Genomic DNA, 21554 nt, shown 5'->3' on the forward strand with positions numbered 1-21554 from the left:
TCAGTCACACATATACGGCAAGGCGAAGCTGACGTGGTTTGAATTTTATTTTCGAAGAGTATGAAAATAAAAACACCACACTTTGTAAGACACAAGGTGTGGTTGTATTTTATCTCTTAGACCAAGTTCTCTTCATAAAGAGAAGGAGGATTGGGTAAATCTCCAAACGACCTGCAATCATTGCAAAGGAGAGGAGAATTTTTGAGATGGGACTAAAGATTGAGAAACTAGAAGTGGTTCCTAGGATAGGCCCGATATTATTGAAGCAGCTAAAGACAGCACTGGTAACGACTAGGAAATCATTGCTATCTAGGCTGACAATAAAGATAAGTGCTAGCAAAATCATAGCATAGATGACAAAGTACTTGAGAATCTTATGCTGGGTATCTTTATCAATCACCGTTTTATTAACATGGAGGGTCAAAACACGGTGGGGCGATAGGATTGACAAAATCTGGTTTTTGGCAATTTTTGAAAGGATGAGGCCTCGAATAACCTTGAGTCCACCTGCGGTTGATCCAGCAGAGCCACCGATTGCCATGAGAAAGAGGAGGATAAACTGGGAGAAGAGGGGCCAGTTGGTAATATCTCCATATCCAAAACCAGTTGTTGTAATGATGTTGGAAACTTGGAAGAAGGCCATTTCAAAGCTCTTTGAAAATCCTGGGTAGAGATAGAGGGTATTAAGGCTAATCAAGCCTGTAGAAACCAGCACGATGACCAAGTAAGCCCTAAGCTCTTCATCTCTAAAGAAGGCCTTGATGCGACGGAGCATAAGGAAGTAGTAGAGATTGAAATTTACCCCAAAAACTAGAACTCCTATACTAACTAGATAGGTAATCAGTGAGCTACCATAGTGAGCAATTCCGTCGTTATAGACGGTAAATCCTCCTGTACCTGCTGTTCCCATGGCAATGACAAAACTATCAAATAGGGGCATACCAGCTAGATAATAGATGATGACAAAGAGGGAGAAGAGAGCTAGATAAAGGAGATAGAGAATCTGGGCAGTATTTTTGAGTTTGGATACAACCTTACCGAAGACGGGACCAGGAACCTCAGCCTTCATCACTTCTAGGTGGCTATTCTTGGTATTATCCATAATAGCCAGTGCGAAAACGAGCACTCCCATCCCTCCAATCAAGTGGGTAAAACTTCGCCAGAAGAGGAGGGAACGGCTGAGAACCGAAATGTCGTTCAAGATACTTGCTCCAGTAGTTGTAAACCCAGAACTGATTTCAAAAAAGGCATCGATAACGCTAGGGATTTGTCCAGCAAAAACAAAGGGGAGACCGCCAAAGAAAGACCAAAGGATCCAGCAGAGGGCAACAATTAAGATTCCCTCCTTGGCATAAATACGTTGATTTTTTGGCTTTTGTAAAATTCCTGAACCGCCTAGTAATACGAGAATCCCAATCGTTGTAAAGAGGGCTGTAAAGACTTGGCTCGATTCACGGTAATAGACAGCGACAGACACAGGAACCAAAAGAAGAACGGCTTCAATCAAAAGTAACTTTGAAAGGAGGTAGCGAATCATACTTTTATTCATTTCTTACCTCGCGATCAAGTCATAAATCTTGGTGATGTTTGGCAACAAAGTTGTTACTAGGAGCTTATCTCCAACTTCCAACATATCCTCCCCAGTTGGGAAAATAGTCTTGCCCTTTCGAATGATGGCTGCAATAAGAACCCCTTTTTTCAGTTTGAGTTGAGAAAGAGGTTTGGCAGTCATTTTATTGGCTTCCTTGATATGGAATTGTAGGGTTTCGATTTGGCCATTGGCTAGATGGTGCATGGCTTGAAGGTCTGAATACTGGGCATTAACCCGACCACGAATAAAGTGCATGATTGTATCTACAGCGATGCTTTTAGGTGTGATAATACTTGAAAAATCAGGCGCATTGATAATCTCGAGGAGACTGGTACGATTGACCTTGGTAATATTTTTCTGTACACCTACCCTGTCAAGGAACATAGAGGTAATCAGATTTTCCTCATCGACTCCTGTTAGAGTCGCAACGGCATCATAGTGTTGAGCACTTTCTTCCAGCAGGATATCTTTTGCGGTACCATCTCCTTGAACGATATGAAGATTTGGGAACTTCTCGCTAAAGAAACTAGCGATTTCAGAATTGATTTCAATGACCTTGGTATCGATACGACTGTCTTTGAGAATGCCTAGTAGATAATAGGCAATTCTACCTGCACCGACGATGAGAAGACTCTTCACAGCACGAGACTTGAAATAATTATGGAAGAGCATCATATCAACACGGTTACCAGTGACAAAGATTCTGTCTTTATCCTGTACAGTCATGTCACCGCTTGGGATGATAATTTGATGATCTCTTTCTATCGCACAGACAATGACATTGCCAAATTTTTTCCGAAAATCAGAAATGGGCATTTGGCAAAGACCACTGGAGGATTTAACAGTGAATTCCATCAAGCTGACCCGTCCACCAAAGAAACGTTCGACAGAGAGGGCGTTGGGGAAGTCAATGATATTCGCGATAGCGCGGGCAGCCAAGAGCTCAGGATTAACGATAAGAGAAAAACCGAGAATATTCTTTTCTTTGAAATAAGAGTTAGAATATTCAGGGTTCCGCACCCGAACGATGGTCTCTTTAGCTCCCATTTTTTTGGCTAGAACGGCTGCGATCATGTTCACTTCATCGTATTCAGTCAGGGCGATAAAGATATCACAATCCTGGACACTGGCTTGCTCAAGGATGGTAAAATCGGCCCCGTTACCAAGGATACCCATGATATCAAAGCGATTAACAATATGATTGAGGACAGCTTCGTCTTGCTCAATTAGCAAAACATCATGCTTTTCTGCAACCAAGGAGCGACAGAGGGCAAAACCAACTTTTCCCCCTCCGACAAGGATAATTTTCATATTAAAACCTACTTTTTCATGATGTAACTATCATACCTTTTTTCAAGAAAAAATGCACCTACTAGCTAATAACAAGAGCTTTTAGTGAAAATTTGCTATAAGATAAAACTATACCCTAACCAATTGAAATAGCTATTAGCGACTTTCTCTGAAATATGGTATGATAAAGGATATACAAGGAGATAAAATGAATAATAATTTACTGGTATTACAATCAGACTTTGGTCTGGTTGATGGTGCGGTATCGGCTATGATTGGAGTGGCTTTAGAAGAATCTCCAACCTTAAAAATTCATCACTTGACGCACGATATTACGCCTTATAATATTTTTGAGGGGAGCTACCGTCTTTTTCAGACGGTGGATTACTGGCCTGAGGGAACGACTTTTGTATCGGTTGTCGATCCAGGTGTCGGCTCGAAACGTAAGAGTGTGGTTGCCAAGACTGCAAAAAATCAATACATTGTCACGCCAGATAATGGAACGCTTTCTTTTATCAAGAAACACGTTGGCATTGTAGCTATTCGTGAAATTTCTGAAGTGGCCAATAGACGTCAAAACACAGAGCATTCTTATACCTTCCACGGTCGTGATGTTTATGCTTATACTGGTGCTAAACTGGCCAGCGGTCACATTACTTTTGAGGAAGTGGGGCCAGAGCTCAGTGTAGACCATATTGTAGAGCTTCCAGTCGTAGAGACCATCATTGAAGATCATTTGGTGAAGGGAGCTATTGATATTCTGGATGTGCGTTTTGGTTCGCTTTGGACCTCTATCACGCGAGAAGAATTTTACAAACTGGAACCAGACTTTGGTGACCGTTTTGAAGTGACTATCTATCACGCTGATATGCTGGTCTATCAAAATCAGGTTGTTTATGGCAAATCATTTGCGGATGTGAGAATTGGGCAACCCATCCTTTACATCAACTCTCTCTATCGTTTAGGTCTGGCTATCAACCAAGGTTCTTTTGCCAAGGCCTATAATGTGGGTGTCGGTTCATCTTGGACCATTGAAATAAAGAAAATAGAAGGATAAAATAGGAGAATAAATAGTATGGAAATCAAATTTACAATTAAACAAGTTGTTGCTGTCGGAATTGGCGCTGCCCTCTTTGTCGTCATCGGGATGATCAACATTCCGACCCCTGTTCCCAATACAAGCATCCAGCTTCAGTATGCGGTACAAGCGCTACTTTCTATTATTTTTGGACCGATTATCGGTTTGCTTGTCGGGTTGATTGGTCATGCAATCAAGGACTCTCTTGCTGGTTACGGTCTGTGGTGGACTTGGATTATCGCTAGTGGGCTCTTTGGTCTAGCTGTGGGGCTATTTAGAAAGTACGTTCGCGTGATCAATGGTGTCTTTGACTGGAAAGATATTCTTATTTTTAACCTCATTCAACTACTTGCAAATGCCCTTGTTTGGGGTGTCTTGGCACCGCTTGGAGATGTTGTGATTTATCAAGAAGCGGCAGAAAAAGTATTTGCACAAGGGATTGTTGCGGGAATTGCTAATGGTGTATCTGTAGCTATTGCAGGAACTCTTCTCTTGCTTGCCTACGCAGGAACTCAAACTCGTGCAGGAAGTTTGAAAAAGGACTAATACTCTTCGAAANNAAACAGTGTTTTGAGCAACTTGTGGCTAGCTTTCTGGTTTGCTCTTTGATTTTCATTGAGTATAAAATGATGGGGAAGGCTGGGCAACCAGTCTTTTTGCTGTTTATTGATTAGTTAGGCAAGTAAGCTAGGATAGGAATCTTTTTGGCGCTAAGATTTTAAGAGAAGAGACTGCAAGAAGGGGTAGATTTATGATAAAATAGAAGTCTAAGAAGCGAATGAAGAGAGTAAGATGAAAGAAGCTATAATTGAGTGGAAGGATTTCTCTTTCCGGTATAAAACACAACAAGAACCGACCTTGCAAGGGGTAGACTTGACCATTTACAAGGGAGAGAAAGTCTTAATTGTTGGGCCATCTGGGTCAGGTAAATCTACCTTGGGTCAGTGTTTGAATGGGATTATTCCCAATATTTACAAGGGTCAGATGTCTGGAGAATTTGTGATCAAGGGTCAAGCCGCTTTTGATATGAGTGTCTATGATAAATCTCATTTAGTCAGCACGGTTTTGCAGGATACAGATGGGCAGTTTATCGGCTTGTCCGTGGCAGAGGACTTGGCTTTTGCTCTGGAAAATGATGTAACAGGACTAGAAGAGATGAAAAATCGTGTTTATAAATGGGCTGAAAAGCTGGACCTTCTTTCTTTACTGGATCAGCGTCCTCAGGATTTGTCAGGTGGACAAAAGCAGCGAGTCAGTCTGGCTGGTGTCTTGATTGATGAGAGTCCGATTCTCTTGTTTGATGAGCCACTCGCCAATCTTGATCCCAAGTCAGGTCAGGATATTATCGAATTGATTGACCAGATTCATAAGGAAGAGGGGACGACGACCCTTATTATCGAGCACCGTTTAGAGGATGTTCTGCATCGCTCTGTGGATCGGATTGTCTTGATAAACGATGGCCGTATCCTCTTTAATGGGAGTCCTGATCAGTTATTGGCGACTGATTTGTTGACCCAAAATGGAATTCGCGAACCCCTTTATCTAACTACTCTCCGTCAATTAGGTGTGGATTTAGCTAAGGAAGAACAATTAGCAAATCTGGATAACTTGTCTATCTCAAAAGGTCAGGTTCAGTTGCAGAATGAACTGGTAAAAGAAAGCCCAGAATTGCAGTCACTCTTTAGATTAGAGGACGTGTCATTTTCTTATGATGATAGACCGATTTTAAAGTCCCTACATTTGGATATTAAAAAGGGTGAAAAGATTGCCATTGTCGGGAAAAATGGGGCTGGGAAATCAACCCTTGCCAAGGCCTTAAGTAGCTTTATCCAGACGGAAGGTTCTTATCTTTGGAAAGGTCAGGATATAAAAGGAGATTCTGTTGCAGAGCGGGCGGAACGAGTAGGCTATGTGCTGCAAAATCCCAATCAAATGATTTCAACTAATATGATTTTTGATGAGGTGGCTCTAGGACTCCGTTTGCGAGGTGTGGATGAGAAGGAAATTGAAACGAGAGTCTATGAAACCTTGAAAATCTGCGGTCTTTTTGAATTCCGTAATTGGCCCATTTCTGCCCTGTCATTTGGTCAGAAAAAACGTGTCACCATTGCTTCAATTTTGGTCTTAGGAGCTGAAATTATTCTCCTAGATGAACCGACTGCAGGCCAAGACCAGAAGAACTATACTGAGATTATGGAATTTCTTGAAGAACTGCATCAAAAAGGTCATACCATTGTCATGATTACCCATGATATGCAATTGATGCTGGATTATTCTGATCGTGCTCTTGTCATGGTTGATGGAGAATTGATTGCCGATACCGATCCAGCTAGTCTTTTGAGCAATCCTGAGCTGTTAGTAAAAGCCAACCTAAAAGAAACTTCAATCTTCAACTTGGCCAAGAAACTAGACGTGGATCCACTTGCTTTAACGGCATTTTACAAAGAAAGGAGAGAAGGATGCAAGCTAAATTAATTGGTTACCAGCATAGAGATACTGTGATTCATCGCTTGTCAGGAGCTGGTAAACTCCTCTTTTTCATTCTCGTGTCATTGGCTGCCATGATTAGCTATGATACCAGACTGCTTGTTCTGATTGCTATTTTTTCGGTCTTTCTCCTCTATTTGTCAGAAATCCGTTTTAAAGATGTTTCCTTTGTAGCAGTTTTTGCGACGGTATTTGCCGTTTTAAACGTCTTGATGGTCTATCTCTTTTCTCCTGAGTATGGGGTTGGACTTTACGGAGAGAGAAGTGTGATTTGGCAGGGAATCGGGTCCTACACTCTAACCAGCCAGGAGCTCTTTTATCTGCTAAATCTGGCCATTAAGTACCTTTGCACCATTCCTCTGGCTATTATCTTTTTGATGACAACCCACCCTAGTCAGTTTGCTTCCAGTTTAAATCAAATCGGTGTGCCTTATAAGATTGCCTATTCAGTCAGCCTGACCTTGCGCTATATTCCAGATTTGCAGGAAGAATTCTTTACCATCAAGATGTCTCAGGAAGCGCGTGGGATGGAATTATCCAAGAAAGCTTCTCTAATGCAACGAATCAAAGGCAATCTGCGCATTATCACTCCCTTGATTTTTAGCTCGCTAGAACGCATTGATACCATCGCGACCGCCATGGAGCTTCGTCGCTTTGGGAAAGAGAAAAAACGCACTTGGTATAGTTATCAGGCCTTGAAAAAAGGAGACTATCTTACCTTGTTCTTGGCAGCCTTGTTTTTAGTAGCTAGTTTACTACTTATCTTGCAGAATCAGGGACGATTTTACAACCCTTGGAAATAGCTTGAAAAAATTGAAAAAATCAAGTCGTTTCTATTGACAATGATTCTGAAAGTGTTATACTAAGAAAGTAGTTTCGCTGATTTACTTCAAACCTGTTGTGAGGTAAGTTAACGATGCCTTAACCACGCTGTTTGCTGAGCTTGACTCCGGGCAGTGTGGCTATTTTTTTGCAATGGTGAAAGGAAGCAAGTCATGACAAATCACATTGTATTATTTGAGCCACAAATTCCACAAAATACAGGCAATATCGCGCGTACTTGCGCTGCAACCAATTCTCCCCTCCACATCATCAAGCCCATGGGCTTTCCTATCGATGACCGCAAGATGAAGCGGGCTGGGTTGGATTATTGGGATAAGCTAGAGATTTATTTTTACGAGAGTTTGGAAGATTTCATGTCTCAGATGAAGGGAAAACTCTATCTAATTTCGAAATTCGCTGAAAAAGTCTATTCTGAGGTGGATTTATCGACTGACGAGGACCACTATTTCCTCTTTGGACGTGAAGACAAGGGCTTGCCTGAGGACTTTATGCGCGAACATCCTGAGAAGGCTCTCCGTATTCCTATGAATGATGAACATGTCCGCAGTCTCAATGTGTCGAATACCGTCTGCATGATTGTCTACGAAGCCCTCCGTCAACAGAACTTTGCAGGTCTTGAGCTTGTTCATACCTATGAAGTGGATAAATTGAAATAAAAAATGAAAATGAAAATGAACAAAATGCTTGCGCTTGCAAGCGTTTTTTGTTATGATAAAAGAGTCTTCAGGGCAGGGTGTGATTCCCGACCGGCGGTAAATTTGACTATCTATTTTAGCTTTCTCGTCGTTGTCTTGTCTCGATATACTTTAAGTATTATCTTCGACTGCGACGCCTAGATAAATCTAAAATATCTTAGCCAAATAAGTCCGCGAGCGCAAGCTGATGTGGTGAGATTCCACAACCGACAGTATAGTCTGGATGGGAGAAGACGAAAGAATAGCTTTGTCTGTTCTGATAGATTTATAGCTAAACTGTAACCGCTTACTTGAATTTCCTTAATAGAGTGAGAGGGAACTTTTGGGATATAAAAAGTGAGAATAGATAGAGGAATCCTTTCTAACTTCTTCTGATTTTATAGAAAATTGGAGGAACCTGTTATGACAAACACACGTCGACTTTCGACCATTGCAATCTTATCAGCCATCTCATTTGTGCTGATGTACTTTGACTTTCCGCTCTTACCAGCGGCATCCTTCCTCAAGATCGAATTTAGTATCTTGCCCGTCCTTGTGGGTCTGGTGGTCATGGATTTGCCTGCTGCTCTAGGAGTTCTCTTGCTTCGCTCACTCTTGAAATTGCTTCTTAACAGTCAGGGAGTGAATACTTACATTGGCTTGCCGATGAATATCGTGGCTTTGGGAATTTTTGTCATCGTATTTGCTTTGATTTGGAAAAAGGAACGGACAACCCTTCGTTTCCTACTAGGATCTCTAGCTGGAACTATTGGCTTGACCGTGGCTATGTTGGTTCTCAACTATGTTTATGCTGTTCCTTTGTACGCTAAGTTTGCTAACTTTGATATTGGAAAAATTTTGGGACTGTCCAACTACCTAATGACCATGGTATTACCTTTTAACTTGATTGAGGGTGTAATCTTTTCCGTTTCATTCTGGTTGTTGTACGTCCTTTTGAAACCAACCTTAAAACACTATGAAAGATAAACAAACATTTTTAATGAAGGGCAGTTTTGCCCTTTTACTTTTCGTTATTCTTGGCTACATGGTCAAATTTTACCCTGAAACGCTGGTCGGTTTTGACCAACCGATACAGACTGCCGTTCGAGGAGACTTACCAGATTATTTGACTATTCTTTTCCGAGCCATCACACGCTTGATTGATATTCCGGTGATTATCACTTGGGTTGTTATTACAGCTTTTGTCTTTTATCGTAAGCGGTGGAAGATAGAAAGTTTCTTCATGCTGGGAAATCTGGCTTTGGCAGGTCTTTTAATCGTGACCTTTAAAAATATTTACCAGCGCCCACGACCAGCTATTTTACACTTGGTAGATGAGAAGGGATTTTCCTTCCCAAGTGGCCATTCTCTGGCTGTAACCTTGATGGTCGGTTCTCTGATTGTTATTCTTAGTCAGCGGATTAAAGATTCGGTCGAGAGAAAAATCGTACAAATCGTCCTTGGCCTCTACCTAGTCAGTGTGTTGGTATCAAGGGTCTATCTGGGAGTTCATTATCCATCAGACGTTCTTGCCAGTCTCTGTGTGGGCTTGGGAGTCCTGTTTATAGAGTTTCCCTTCTATGACAAGCTCCGCTTCCAATGGCGATTTAAAGGCAAGCAGAAGTGAGTATCGAATTCCCTTGAGGAGAAAGAAATGAAAGTCAATATAAAAGATCTCCATCCGACTCAACTATACTTATCAGAAAAGAAACTAGCAGGCATCCAGACACTTTATCAGTCGGCAGAAATAATCAATGTTGCTCCAATCAGTATTCTTGCGTTCGGAGATTGCTTGTTGATTACAGATGGGCATCACAGGGCTTATCAGGCTTTATTGGCAGGTCGGGATACGATTTCTGCTGAGTGGGATAGAGACGGCGGTGATGAACTATATCATCTCTATGCGCAAGCTTGTGAGGAAAGAAAGATTTACTCTGTTCTGGATTTAAAAAATCATATCTTACCTCAAGGTGAGTATGAAGCAAAATGGTATAACTGGTGTGATGGTTTTAATCAAGCAGCAACTCTCTTATTGAAAAGGAAAGCAGATGAAAGAGATCTTACAAATAGATAATGCACTGCGTCTTGTTCCTTATTGTAAGGTCAATCATTGTGAGGAAGCTTTTGCTTGGTATCAGAATGTGGACTTGGTTTACCTCGTAGATGGGGTGAAGCTTCCTTATAGTCAAGAAACTTTGGAAGCCATGTATTCCTATTTGGATCAGCATGGTGAACTTTTTTGGATTGAAGTCAAGGAGAAGGGAGAATGGTTTCCAATTGGGGATGTTACACTATCTCAGGATAATCTCCCCATTGTGATTGGGAATTCCGCTTACCAACATCGAGGACTTGGAAAAAAGATTCTAAGTACTTTGATTGAATTGGCTCGAGTAAAAGGATGGAAAGAATTGAGAGTCAAGGAAATCTACACCTACAATCATGCTTCTAGGAGGTGTTTCAAGTCGCTTGGATTTGTGGAAAATGGAGCAACAGAAAAAGGAAGGAGTTTTGTACTGAAATTAGTCTAATCCTGCCACTTTCTCCCCCTTAACCTTTGACTATTCCGCAAAATTATCGTAAAATAAAGAGTAAATGATAAAATGAGGTCAGAGTCTGTTCGCTCTGGCGATAGTAGTATAAATGAGGAGAAACGCTTTGGAATTAGAAGTATTTACTGGGCAAGAAAAAAGTGAACTATCTATGATTGAGGTAGCGCGTGCTATCTTGGAACTTCGTGGTCGTGATCATGAGATGCATTTTAGCGATCTTGTAAACGAAATTCAAAACTACCTTGGAACATCAAACAGCGATATCCGTGAAGCCTTGCCTTTGTTCTACACAGAGTTGAACTTTGATGGTAGCTTCATCTCGCTTGGAGACAACAAATGGGGGCTTCGTTCATGGTATGGTGTGGACGAAATTGACGAAGAAATCATCGCTCTTGAAGAAAATGATGACGATGAAGTGGCACCAAAAGCTAAGAAAAAACGCGTCAATGCCTTTATGGACGGCGATTCAGATGCTATTGACTACAATGCAGATGATCCAGAAGACGAAGATGCATACGAAGCAGATCCAGCTCTTTCATATGATGATGAAAATCCAGATGATGAGAAAAATGAAGTGGAAGCTTATGATGCAGAAATCAACGAAATCGCCCCTGATGACTTGGGTGAAGACGTGGATCTCAACGAGGAGGATGACGAGTTCTCAGAAGATGATGCTGAAACCAGCGAGGAATAAAAGTTAGGTATTGACAATTATCCTATTTTTAGGTATCATATTGTTCGGGCACCTCTTTTAGAGGTCGGGGCTCCCTAGTTCTTAGGGAGCTATTTTTGTTTTTTCAAGAAGTTATCTTCTTGTATTTTATACTCAATGAANNACTGACAAAGTCAGGAACACATATCTACGGCAAGGCGACGTTGACGCGGTTTGAAGAGATTTTCGAAGAGTATTAGTTGTGAATCTGGTGCAGTTGTCCCAGATTATTCTTATTAGTAGGGTCTTGTTTTCTATGTCCCCACGTAGTTAGCAAGACCTTGAGCATTTTAGAAAGAGGAATCTATGTCTACGAAATATATTTTTGTAACTGGTGGTGTGGTGTCGTCTATTGGGAAAGGGATTGTCGCAGCGAGTCTGGGTCGTCTCTTGAAAAATCGTGGTCTCAAAGTAACCATTCAAAAGTTTGACCCTTATATCAATATTGATCCGGGAACTATGAGTCCTTACCAGCACGGGGAAGTTTTTGTGACAGATGACGGAGCTGAGACAGATTTGGACTTGGGTCACTATGAACGTTTCATCGATATCAATCTCAACAAATATTCCAACGTGACAACTGGTAAAATTTACAGTGAAGTGCTTCGTAAAGAACGCCGTGGAGAATACCTTGGGGCAACCGTTCAGGTCATTCCTCATATCACAGATGCTTTGAAAGAAAAAATCAAGCGTGCCGCTCTAACGACCGACTCTGATGTCATTATCACAGAGGTTGGTGGAACAGTAGGAGATATCGAGTCTTTGCCATTTCTAGAGGCCCTTCGTCAGATGAAGGCAGATGTGGGTGCGGATAATGTCATGTACATCCATACAACCTTGCTTCCTTACCTCAAGGCTGCTGGTGAAATGAAGACCAAACCAACCCAACACTCTGTCAAGGAATTACGCGGTTTGGGAATCCAACCAAATATGTTGGTTATTCGTACAGAAGAGCCAGCTGGTCAAGGAATTAAAAACAAACTGGCCCAGTTCTGTGATGTGGCACCAGAAGCCGTTATTGAATCGTTGGATGTCGAACACCTTTACCAAATTCCATTGAACTTGCAGGCGCAAGGTATGGACCAAATTGTCTGTGACCATTTGAAATTAGACGCACCAGTAGCAGATATGACAGAATGGTCAGCCATGGTGGACAAGGTCATGAACCTCAAGAAACAAGTTAAAATTTCCCTTGTCGGTAAGTATGTTGAATTGCAAGATGCCTACATTTCTGTGGTTGAAGCCTTGAAACACTCTGGTTATGCCAACGGTGCAGAAGTTAAAATCAATTGGATCAATGCCAATGATGTGACAGCAGAGAATGTGGCAGAGCTTTTGTCTGATGCAGACGGAATTATCGTACCAGGTGGTTTTGGTCAACGGGGTACGGAAGGGAAAATCCAAGCCATTCGCTATGCGCGTGAGAATGATGTTCCAATGTTGGGTGTCTGCTTGGGAATGCAGTTAACTTGTATTGAATTTGCTCGTCACGTTTTAGGTCTTGAAGGTGCCAATTCTGCAGAGCTTGCACCAGAAACAAAATACCCTATCATTGATATCATGCGTGATCAGATTGATGTTGAGGATATGGGCGGAACCCTTCGTTTGGGGCTTTATCCGTCTAAGTTGAAACGTGGCTCTAAGGCAGCGGCTGCTTATCACAATCAAGAAGTGGTGCAACGCCGTCACCGTCACCGCTATGAGTTTAACAATGCCTTCCGTGAGCAGTTTGAGGCAGCAGGCTTTGTCTTTTCAGGAGTGTCTCCAGACAATCGTCTGGTAGAAATCGTGGAAATTCCTGAAAATAAATTCTTTGTAGCGTGTCAGTATCACCCTGAACTGTCAAGTCGTCCAAATCGTCCAGAAGAACTCTACACTGCCTTTATTACTGCAGCGGTTGAGAACAGCAATTAGCAAAATCAGAACCTTTGAGAAGAATCTCAGAGGTTTTTTGCATACAATGATATTGCAGTATATCTGAGTTAGGAGTCCTCTGTATGTACCTGCTACCGTTGAAATCAATAGCGACTCCCTCTTGCCCTGTGCTAGTGAATGGATTTATCAGTATATTGAAGTGAAATAAAATCTGAACAAATTAATTCGGAAAGCCAAATCAATTTCTAGAAATATTTTAGCAGTCAAGGTGTACTGTTATAGATTCAATACACTATACTTTTTTAATTTATACTCTTCGAAAATCAAATTCAAACCACGTCAGCTTCACCTTGCCGTACTCAAGTACAGCCTGCGGCTAGCTTCCTAGTTTGCTCTTTGATTTTCATTGAGTATTAATCCACTATATCTGCAGAATACTCTCTCAGTTTCATTCAGCCTAGTCTTGCTTAGGAAAAGCAAAAAGCCATCCCATTCAGGATAGCTTCTTGGTTTTTAGATTTGTTCTGCAAAAACCTTTTCAGCAAGGTTCATAGCGTGGTCTGATACACGAGTGTAGTGTGAGATGATATCGATAAAGTTTACCCCAGCTTGTGTTGAACATTCGCCTTTATTGAGGCGTTTGATGTGGGTTTTTCTGAGAACACGTTCTATCTTATTGATTGCTTCATGATGTTCTACAAGACTGCGTGCTTTTTCAATATCATTGTTTTCCACACTATCCAGAGCATCTTTGATAAAGTCACTAGTTTGGCGGTAAACTTCCTCTAATTCTTTCAAGGCGGCATCAGAAAATTCAACATTTTTCCGTTGAAGATAGTCAGTCAGATTGAGTAGAGCCTCCGCGTGGTCTCCAATCCGTTCCAAATCACGGGAGGAATCAAGGATATTGGTGAGTACTTCGCTTTCTTTTTGACTGAGAGCTTCGCTTGAAAGGGCAATGAGATAACGTGTTAATTGCTCATCGATGGTGTTAATTGCTTCTTCGGTTTTATGCCCTTTTTCAGCAACTTTTTCATCCAAGTCAATGATATACTTATAGGAAAGGTCAAAGGCTTTAGCAGCGTAGTTTCCTAAGTGCAAGAGCTCTTTCTTAGCATTTCCGAGAGCGATAGATGGGGCTTGTTTGATGAAATGTTCATCAAGATATAAGGGTTCGTATTTGACAATCTCGTCCTCTCCAGGAATAATCTTGGTTACAAAGTAAGCCAGAGCTCCGATAAATGGAAATTGGACAATGGTATTGGTAATATTAAAGGTTCCATGAGCAAAGGCGATGGTCATTTCCGGTGCTAGATTTAGCGTAGATTCAAACCAATGAATCAAGCCAGTGAAAGGTACAAGGAAGACAATACAGATAACCGTACCAATCACGTTAAAGGCGACATGGGCACCTGCTACCCGTTTAGCTGCAATATTAGCACCTAAAGAGGCAATGATGGCTGTAATGGTTGTCCCGATATTGTCACCAAATAGAACTGGCAAAGCTCCTTGCAGGTCAATGAGGTTGCTGGCGTAGAGGTTTTGTAAAATCCCGATGGTAGCCGAGGAAGCTTGAATCAGTAAGGTCAAGCCGGTACCGACAAAGACACCCAAAACAGGATTCTTACTTAGCTCAATCATATAGTCTTTAAAGACCTGTAAATCTTTGAGTGGAGCCATTGCGCCACTCATGAGATTGAGGGCAAAAAAGATACCACCGACACCAAAGAGGATGCGTCCGATATTATTGACTGTCCGATTTTTTGTAAAGAAGAGGCAGACAGCACCGATAAAGAGCATAGGCAGGGCATAGTCACCTAGTTTAAACCCAATAAGAAAGGATGTGACTGTTGTCCCAATATTAGCCCCCATGACAATCCCGATAGCCTGACGTAAGGTTAGGAGACCGGCACTGACCAGACCGACTGTGATAACTGTTACACCAGAACTAGACTGAATTAGAGCAGTCATCCCAATACCAACCAGAACTCCAAAGAAAGGATTACTAGTATACTTGTCAATGTAAAAACGAAGGCGATCTCCAGCAGCTTGCTGCAAACCGTCTCCCATGGTCTTGATACTATATAAGAATAGTCCCAGACCACCTAAAAAGTGAAATAAAATTTCCTGCCAATTAATGGACATTTCTTTTTCCTCCGAAAAATAATAACGGAATTTCTCCTATTCTATTTTAAAGGATAAAAGTAAATCTAACAAGTGTTAAGCTAAGATTTTAGAAAGAAAATTCGTGAGAAAAGGCCTTAATTATATTAATTTTACCAATTTCTAACCTAGATATAGATATTTCCTTTTATATATTGACATTTAAAAGAAATATTTTAAAATTAGGGAGAAATTATCTTAATCCCTGTGATTGGGATAAAAATTTTACGAAGAAAGTTAAGCGCTTTCTTTAAAATAATAAAATCAATCTTTTAGGAGGAGAAAATGAAGAATTCATTTTTTGAAAGACGTTGTCGGTACAGTATTCGTAAGTTATCAGTAGGAGCCTGCTCGCTGATGATTGGGGCTGTTTTATTTGCTGGTCCAGCCTTGGCAGAAGAAACTGCAGTTCCTGAAAATAGCGGAGTCAATACAGAGCTTGTTTCAGGGGAGAGTGAGCATTCGGCCAATGAAGTTGATCAGCAGAATGAAGGAGAACATGCTAGAGAAAATAAGCCAGAAAAGGCAGAAGGAGTAGCGACAGCATCTGACACTGCTTCGCCAGCAAGCAATGAAGCTGCAACTACTGAAACTGCAGAGGCAGTAAGCGTAGCTAAATCAGAGGAAAAACCAAGTGAGGTGGCTGCAGAAACACCATCTGCAGAAGCAAAACCAAAGTCTGACAAGGAAACGGAAGCAAAGCCTGAAGCAACTAGCCAAGGAGATGAGTCTAAGCCAGCAGCAGAAGCTAATAAGACTGAAAAAGAAGTCCAGCCAGATGTCCCTAAAAATACGGACAAAACATTAAAACCAAAGGAAATCAAATTTAATTCTTGGGAAGAATTGTTAAAATGGGAACCAGGTGCTCGTGAAGATGATGCTATTAACCGCGGGTCTGTCGCCCTCGCTTCACGTCGGACAGGTCATTTGGTTAATGAAAAAGCTAGCAAGGAAGCAAAAGTTCAAGCCCTATCAAACACCAATTCTAAAGCAAAAGACCATGCTTCTGTTGGTGGAGAAGAGTTCAAGGCCTATGCTTTTGACTATTGGCAATATCTAGATTCAATGGTCTTCTGGGAAGGTCTCGTACCAACGCCTGACGTTATTGATGCAGGTCACCGTAACGGGGTTCCTGTATATGGTACACTCTTCTTCAACTGGTCTAATAGTATTGCAGATCAAGAAAAATTCGCTGAAGCTTTGAAGCAAGACTCAGATGGTAGCTTCCCAATTGCCCGTAAATTGGTGGATATGGCCAAGTATTATGGCTATGATGGCTATTTCATCAACCAAGAAACAACTGGGGATTTGGTTGAACCTCTTGGAGAAAAGATGCGCCAGTTTATGCTCTATACCAAGGAGTATGCTGCTAAGGTAAACCATCCAATCAAGTATTCTTGGTACGATGCTATGACCTATAACTATGGACGTTACCACCAAGATGGTTTGGGAGAATACAACTACCAATTCATGCAACCTGAGGGAGATAAGGTTCCAGCAGATAACTTCTTTGCTAACTTTAACTGGGATAAGGCTAAAAATGATTACACTATTGCAACTGCCAACTGGATTGGTCGTAATCCTTATGATGTATTTGCAGGTTTGGAATTGCAACAGGGTGGTTCCTACAAGACCAAGGTTAAGTGGAATGACATTTTAGATGAAAATGGGAAATTACGCCTTTCTCTTGGTTTGTTCGCCCCAGATACCATTACAAGTTTAGGAAAAACTGGTGAAGATTATCATAAGAATGAAGATATCTTCTTTACAGGTTACCAAGGTGATCCTACTGGCCAAAAACCAGGTGATAAAGATTGGTATGGGATTGCTAACCTAGTTGCGGACCGTACGCCAGCAGTAGGTAATACTTTTACTACTTCTTTTAATACAGGTCATGGTAGAAAATGGTTCGTAGATGGTAAGGTTTCTAAGGATTCTGAGTGGAATTACCGTTCAGTTTCAGGTGTTCTTCCAACATGGCGCTGGTGGCAAAAATCAACTGGCGATAAGTTGAAAGCAAGCTATGATTTTGAAGATGCTTATAATGGTGGAACTTCTCTCAAATTTGCAGGGGATCTTTCAGGTGCGACCAAGCAAGATGTGAATTTGTACTCTACTCGCTTGAAGGTGACAGATACCACCAAATTGCATGTTGCCCACAAAGGAGGCAAAGGGACCAAGGTTTATGTAGAATTTGCAACCAAGAAAGATTATACCTACGGTGATGAAGCTGCCCGTAAAGAATTGACAGTTTCAGATAACTGGACTACCGATGATTTTGATTTGAGTGCCTTGGCAGGTAAAACAATTTACGGTATTAAACTCTATTTTGAAAATGATAAAGACTTAAAAGGTTATCAATTTAACTTGGGGCAATTGACCATCAGCAATAATCAAGATGCTCCTCAGGCACCAACCACAGTAGCTGTAGCCAAACAAGTCCTAAAAAATGCCCAAGAAGCAGAAGCAGTCGTGCAATTTAAAGGCAACAAGGATGCAGATTTCTATGAAGTTTACGAAAAAGATGGAGACAGCTGGAAATTACTAACTGGCTCATCTTCTACAACTATTTATCTACCAAAAGTTAGCCGTTCAGCAAGTGCTCAAGGTACAACTCAAGAACTGAAAGTTGTAGCAGTCGGTAAAAATGGAGTTCGTTCAGAAGCTGCAACCACAACCTTTGATTGGGGCATGACTGTAAAAGATACCAGCCTACCAAAACCATTAGCTGAAAATATCGTACCAGGTGCAACAGTTATTGATAGTACCTTCCCTAAAACAGAAGGTGGGGAAGGCATAGAAGGCATGTTGAATGGTACCATTACCAGTCTGTCAGACAAGTGGTCTTCTGGACAATTAAGTGGTAGTGTGGATATTCGTTTGACCCAGCCACGTACAGTTGTTAGATGGGTGATGGACCATGCTGGAGCTGGTGGAGAATCTGTAAACGACGGTTTGATGAACACCAAAGATTTTGACCTCTATTATAAAGATGCGGATGGTCAATGGAAGTTGGCTAAGGAAGTCCGTGGCAATAAAGCCCATGTTACAGATATTACCCTTGATAAACCAATCACAGCTCAAGATTGGCGCTTGAATGTTGTCACTTCTGACAATGGAACTCCATGGAAGGCTATTCGTATCTATAACTGGAAAATGTATGAAAAGCTTGATACAGAAAGTGTCAATATTCCGATGGCCAAGACTGCAGCTCGTACTTTAGGCAATAACAAGGTACAAGTTGGCTTTGCAGATGTACCAGCTGGAGCTACCATTACCGTTTATGATAATCCAAATTCTCAAACTCCGCTTGCAACCTTGAAGAGCGAAGTTGGAGGAGACCTAGCAAGTGCACCATTGGATTTGACAAATCAATCTGGTCTTCTTTACTATCGTACCCAGTTGCCAGGCAAGGAAATTAGTAATGTCCTAGCAGTTTCTGTTCCAAAAGATGACAGAAGAATCAAGTCAGTCAGCCTAGAAACAGAACCTAAGAAAACAAGCTACGCCGAAGGGGAGGATTTGGACCTTAGAGGTGGTGTTCTTCGAGTTCAGTATGAAGGAGGAGCTGAGGACGAGCTCATTCGCCTAACTCACGCAGGTGTATCAGTATCAGGCTTTGATACGCATCATAAGGGAGAACAAAATCTTACTTTACAATATTTGGGACAACCAGTAAATGCGAAGTTGTCAGTGACTGTCACTAGCCAAGATGAAGCAAGTCCGAAAACTATTTTGGGAATTGAAGTGAGTCAGGAACCGAAAAAAGATTACCTAGTTGGTGATAGCTTAGACTTGTCTGAAGGACGCTTTGCAGTGGCTTATAGCAATGACACCATGGAAGAACATTCCTTTACTGATGAGGGAGTTGAAATTACTGGTTACCATGCTCAAAAGACTGGTCGTCAAACCTTGACTCTTCGTTACCAAGGTCATAAAGTCAACTTTGATGTTTTGGTATCTCCAAAAGCAGCATTGAACGATGAGTACCTTAAACAAAAATTAGCAGAAGTTGAAGCGGCTAAGAACAAGGTGGTCTATAACTTTGCTTTACCAGAAGTAAAAGAAGCCTTCTTGAAAGCAATTGAAGCGGCTGAACAAGTGTTGAAAGACCATGAAACTAGCACCCAAGATCAGGTTAATGACCGACTTAATAAATTGACAGAAGCTCATAAAGCTCTGAATGGTCAAGAGAAATTTACGGAAGAAAAGACAGAACTCGATCGCTTAACAGGTGAGGCTCAAGAACTCTTAACTTCAAAACCAAACCATCCTTCAGGTTCCGCCCTAGCTCCTCTTCTTGAGAAAAACAAGGCCTTGGTTGAAAAAGTAGATTTGAGTCCAGAAGAGCTTGCAACAGCGAAACAGAGTTTGAAAGATCTGGTTGCCTTATTGAAAGAAGACAAACCAGCAGTCTTTTCTGATAGTAAAACAGATGTTGAAGTACACTTCTCAAATAAAGAAAAGACTGTCATCAAGGGCTTGAAAGTAGAGCGTGTTCAAGCAAGTGATGAAGAGAAGAAATACTTTGCTGGAGAAGATGCTCATGTCTTTGAAATAGAAGGTCTAGATGAAAAAGGTCAAGACGTTGATCTCTCTTACGCTTCTATTGTGAAAATTCCAATTGAAAAAGATAAGAAAGTGAAGAAAGTCTTCTTCTTACCTGAAGGCAAAGAAGCAGTAGAATTGGCTTTTGAACAAACGGATAGTCATGTCATCTTTACAGCACCACACTTTACTCATTATGCCTTTGTTTATGAATCTGCTGAAAAACCACGAGTAGAATCTAATGGTGCAAATGACCTTGTTACTATCTCAACTAAACCAGAACAACAAAACACAGTCCTTTCAAAACCTACTAATCAACCTCCTTCTGATAAACAAAAGGCTCCTAAATTGGAAGTTCAAGAGGAAAAGGTTGCTTTTGACCGTCAAGAGCATGAAAATGCTGATATGCTAGTTGGGGAACAACGAGTCATCATACAGGGACGAGATGGTCTGTTGAGACATGTCTTTGAAGTTGATGGGAACGGTCAGCGTCGCCTTCGTTCAACAGAAGTCATCCAAGAAGCGATTCCAGAAATTGTTGAAATTGGAACAAAAGTAAAAATAGAACCAGCAGTAGTAGCTACACAGGAAAAATCAGCTCAAAATACAGCAGTTAAATCAGAAGAAGCAAGCAAACAATTGCCAAATACAGGGACAGTTGCTACAAATGAAGTCTTAATAGCAGGATTGGCCAGCCTTGGCTTTGCTAGTTTAGCCTTGACATTGAAACAGAAAAAAAGAAGATGAAGATTAAATAAAAGATTTTTTTTTTTTTTGGTATAATAACTTTAAAATTATTTTTTTGAAAGGTTTTGTATTTATGAAAAATAAGATGTTTAGTGGGTATACTTTGCGCAAAAAATATGCTTTAAGAAAATTGACAGTTGGACTTTTTAGTGTAGCTGTTGGTTTGTTGAGTATTGGTCTTGTCGATGGTGTCAATTTTATTATGAATGACGATTATGGGACTGTTTATGCGGCTGAAAATTTTCATAGTATTGAAGTTGTCAATTATTATGATTATGATACTATTTATGAAGGTGATTCAAATTTGACAAAAGGTGACCATGAAGATGGTAGACAAGGTGAGAGTGGTAAACAAATCTTTGATATCGAACATGGTCTTAGTTCATCACCAATCTATAGTTTAGGTGATAATCTTAACGAAATCGTCTATCGACCTTATGAAGTGATCAAAGATAATAGGTCTAAACTTAAAGAACATTATGGTGATGGGAGTACGGGAGGGTGGGACTCTAATTATCCAGCCACTTATGATGAAATCCTAGCTGAGACTCGCACCCATAAGAAAATCTTGATTGACGATAATATTGAAGAGCCTATTTATAAGGATGACGGGACTGTTATTTTACCTCGAACTATCATTTCCAAAGTTGGTGTTAATTATCGAGGTTCTTCGTCTGAATATCTTTTTACTGAATCTGTCGAAAAAGAAGCTATTTCAAAAATCATTAAAGTTGGTAATGTGGAGAGGGTTCCTATTTCCAAAATAGCTGTAGAGACCGAATATGTTGCTAATAACACTTTGAATTACGGTGTTAGAAATATTAAATCTAATGGTAAAGAAGGTTTGCGTGAAAATGTAACGACTTATGAAGTCAATAAGTTCACTGGTGATTTGAGTAATCCAACTACTGTTGAAAATTATGTTCCGATGGAGAAGAAGGTTGTTGAAGTTGGGACTAAAGGTGATGTGGTTTTTACTAAAGTCGGAAACGATGTT

At 40.9% G+C, this 21554-nt stretch carries 16 protein-coding genes and 1 riboswitch; of the genes, 13 read left to right on the plus strand and 3 right to left on the minus strand.

Annotated features, from left to right (window positions below):
- Nucleotides 1–109: 109 nt before the first annotated feature.
- Both HT728_RS02070 and trkA read right to left on the minus strand, forming a co-directional pair.
- Nucleotides 110–1549: a TrkH family potassium uptake protein gene (locus HT728_RS02070; protein WP_173233502.1), complete on the minus strand. Its 1440-nt coding sequence runs from the start codon at nt 1547–1549 to the stop codon at nt 110–112.
- 3 nt (nt 1550–1552) lie between these two features.
- On the minus strand, nt 1553–2902 hold the full coding sequence (trkA, locus tag HT728_RS02075; protein ID WP_173233504.1) for a Trk system potassium transporter TrkA: 1350 nt from the start codon (nt 2900–2902) through the stop codon (nt 1553–1555).
- Nucleotides 2903–3089: 187 nt separating this feature from the next.
- Here trkA and HT728_RS02080 point away from each other — a divergent pair, with 187 nt between their 5' ends.
- The 11 genes from HT728_RS02080 to HT728_RS02130 all read left to right on the plus strand — a co-directional run bounded on the left by HT728_RS02080 (nt 3090) and on the right by HT728_RS02130 (nt 13138).
- Nucleotides 3090–3938 carry an S-adenosyl-l-methionine hydroxide adenosyltransferase family protein gene (locus HT728_RS02080; RefSeq protein WP_112444429.1) on the plus strand — a complete coding sequence of 283 codons (849 nt, stop codon included), beginning with the start codon at nt 3090–3092 and terminating at the stop codon, nt 3936–3938.
- Between the two features lie 18 nt (nt 3939–3956).
- Nucleotides 3957–4505 carry an ECF-type riboflavin transporter substrate-binding protein gene (locus HT728_RS02085; protein ID WP_000403160.1) on the plus strand — a complete coding sequence of 183 codons (549 nt, stop codon included), beginning with the start codon at nt 3957–3959 and terminating at the stop codon, nt 4503–4505.
- Nucleotides 4506–4751: 246 nt separating this feature from the next.
- Nucleotides 4752–6434, plus strand: coding sequence for an ABC transporter ATP-binding protein (locus tag HT728_RS02090; RefSeq protein WP_173233506.1), 1683 nt, complete (start codon nt 4752–4754; stop codon nt 6432–6434).
- Entirely contained in the window at nt 6419–7249 is an 831-nt protein-coding gene (locus HT728_RS02095) for an energy-coupling factor transporter transmembrane component T (protein WP_084923254.1), read from the plus strand. The genes HT728_RS02090 and HT728_RS02095 overlap by 16 nt, the downstream gene beginning before the upstream one ends.
- 192 nt (nt 7250–7441) lie before the next feature.
- A complete protein-coding gene (locus tag HT728_RS02100; protein WP_000181388.1) occupies nt 7442–7945 on the plus strand; it encodes a tRNA (cytidine(34)-2'-O)-methyltransferase in 504 nt (167 codons plus the stop codon).
- A gap of 59 nt (nt 7946–8004) precedes the next feature.
- Nucleotides 8005–8223: riboswitch (FMN riboswitch) on the plus strand.
- A gap of 163 nt (nt 8224–8386) precedes the next feature.
- Nucleotides 8387–8950 carry an ECF transporter S component gene (locus HT728_RS02105; RefSeq protein WP_156012675.1) on the plus strand — a complete coding sequence of 188 codons (564 nt, stop codon included), beginning with the start codon at nt 8387–8389 and terminating at the stop codon, nt 8948–8950.
- Nucleotides 8940–9590: a phosphatase PAP2 family protein gene (locus HT728_RS02110; protein ID WP_112444438.1), complete on the plus strand. Its 651-nt coding sequence runs from the start codon at nt 8940–8942 to the stop codon at nt 9588–9590. Before HT728_RS02105 ends, HT728_RS02110 begins: the two co-directional genes overlap by 11 nt.
- A gap of 27 nt (nt 9591–9617) precedes the next feature.
- On the plus strand, nt 9618–10037 hold the full coding sequence (locus HT728_RS02115; protein WP_173217898.1) for a chromosome partitioning protein ParB: 420 nt from the start codon (nt 9618–9620) through the stop codon (nt 10035–10037).
- Nucleotides 10038–10041: 4 nt separating this feature from the next.
- Nucleotides 10042–10491, plus strand: a complete 450-nt coding sequence (locus HT728_RS02120; protein ID WP_173233514.1) for a GNAT family N-acetyltransferase — start codon at nt 10042–10044, stop codon at nt 10489–10491.
- A 127-nt stretch (nt 10492–10618) separates the two neighbouring features.
- The gene (gene rpoE, locus HT728_RS02125; RefSeq protein WP_173233508.1) at nt 10619–11206 is read left to right on the plus strand and encodes a DNA-directed RNA polymerase subunit delta; all 588 of its coding nucleotides are present in this window, start codon (nt 10619–10621) and stop codon (nt 11204–11206) included.
- Nucleotides 11207–11530: 324 nt separating this feature from the next.
- Entirely contained in the window at nt 11531–13138 is a 1608-nt protein-coding gene (locus HT728_RS02130) for a CTP synthase (protein ID WP_173233510.1), read from the plus strand.
- A gap of 474 nt (nt 13139–13612) precedes the next feature.
- On the opposite strand, the gene HT728_RS02135 is transcribed toward HT728_RS02130, so the two are convergent.
- On the minus strand, nt 13613–15244 hold the full coding sequence (locus HT728_RS02135; protein WP_173233512.1) for a Na/Pi cotransporter family protein: 1632 nt from the start codon (nt 15242–15244) through the stop codon (nt 13613–13615).
- A gap of 303 nt (nt 15245–15547) precedes the next feature.
- Between HT728_RS02135 and HT728_RS02140 the strand changes: the two genes are divergently transcribed.
- Together HT728_RS02140 and HT728_RS02145 are read left to right on the plus strand one after the other, a co-directional pair.
- Nucleotides 15548–20557 (plus strand): bacterial Ig-like domain-containing protein, encoded by a 5010-nt coding sequence (locus HT728_RS02140; protein ID WP_112444450.1) that lies wholly within the window; start codon nt 15548–15550, stop codon nt 20555–20557.
- A gap of 85 nt (nt 20558–20642) precedes the next feature.
- The coding region (locus HT728_RS02145) for a G5 domain-containing protein (protein WP_173233516.1) at nt 20643–21554 on the plus strand (912 nt) is incomplete at its 3' end.

The sequence above is a fragment of the Streptococcus sp. 544 genome (genome assembly GCF_013277385.1).
GTDB lineage: Bacteria > Bacillota > Bacilli > Lactobacillales > Streptococcaceae > Streptococcus > Streptococcus mitis_BA.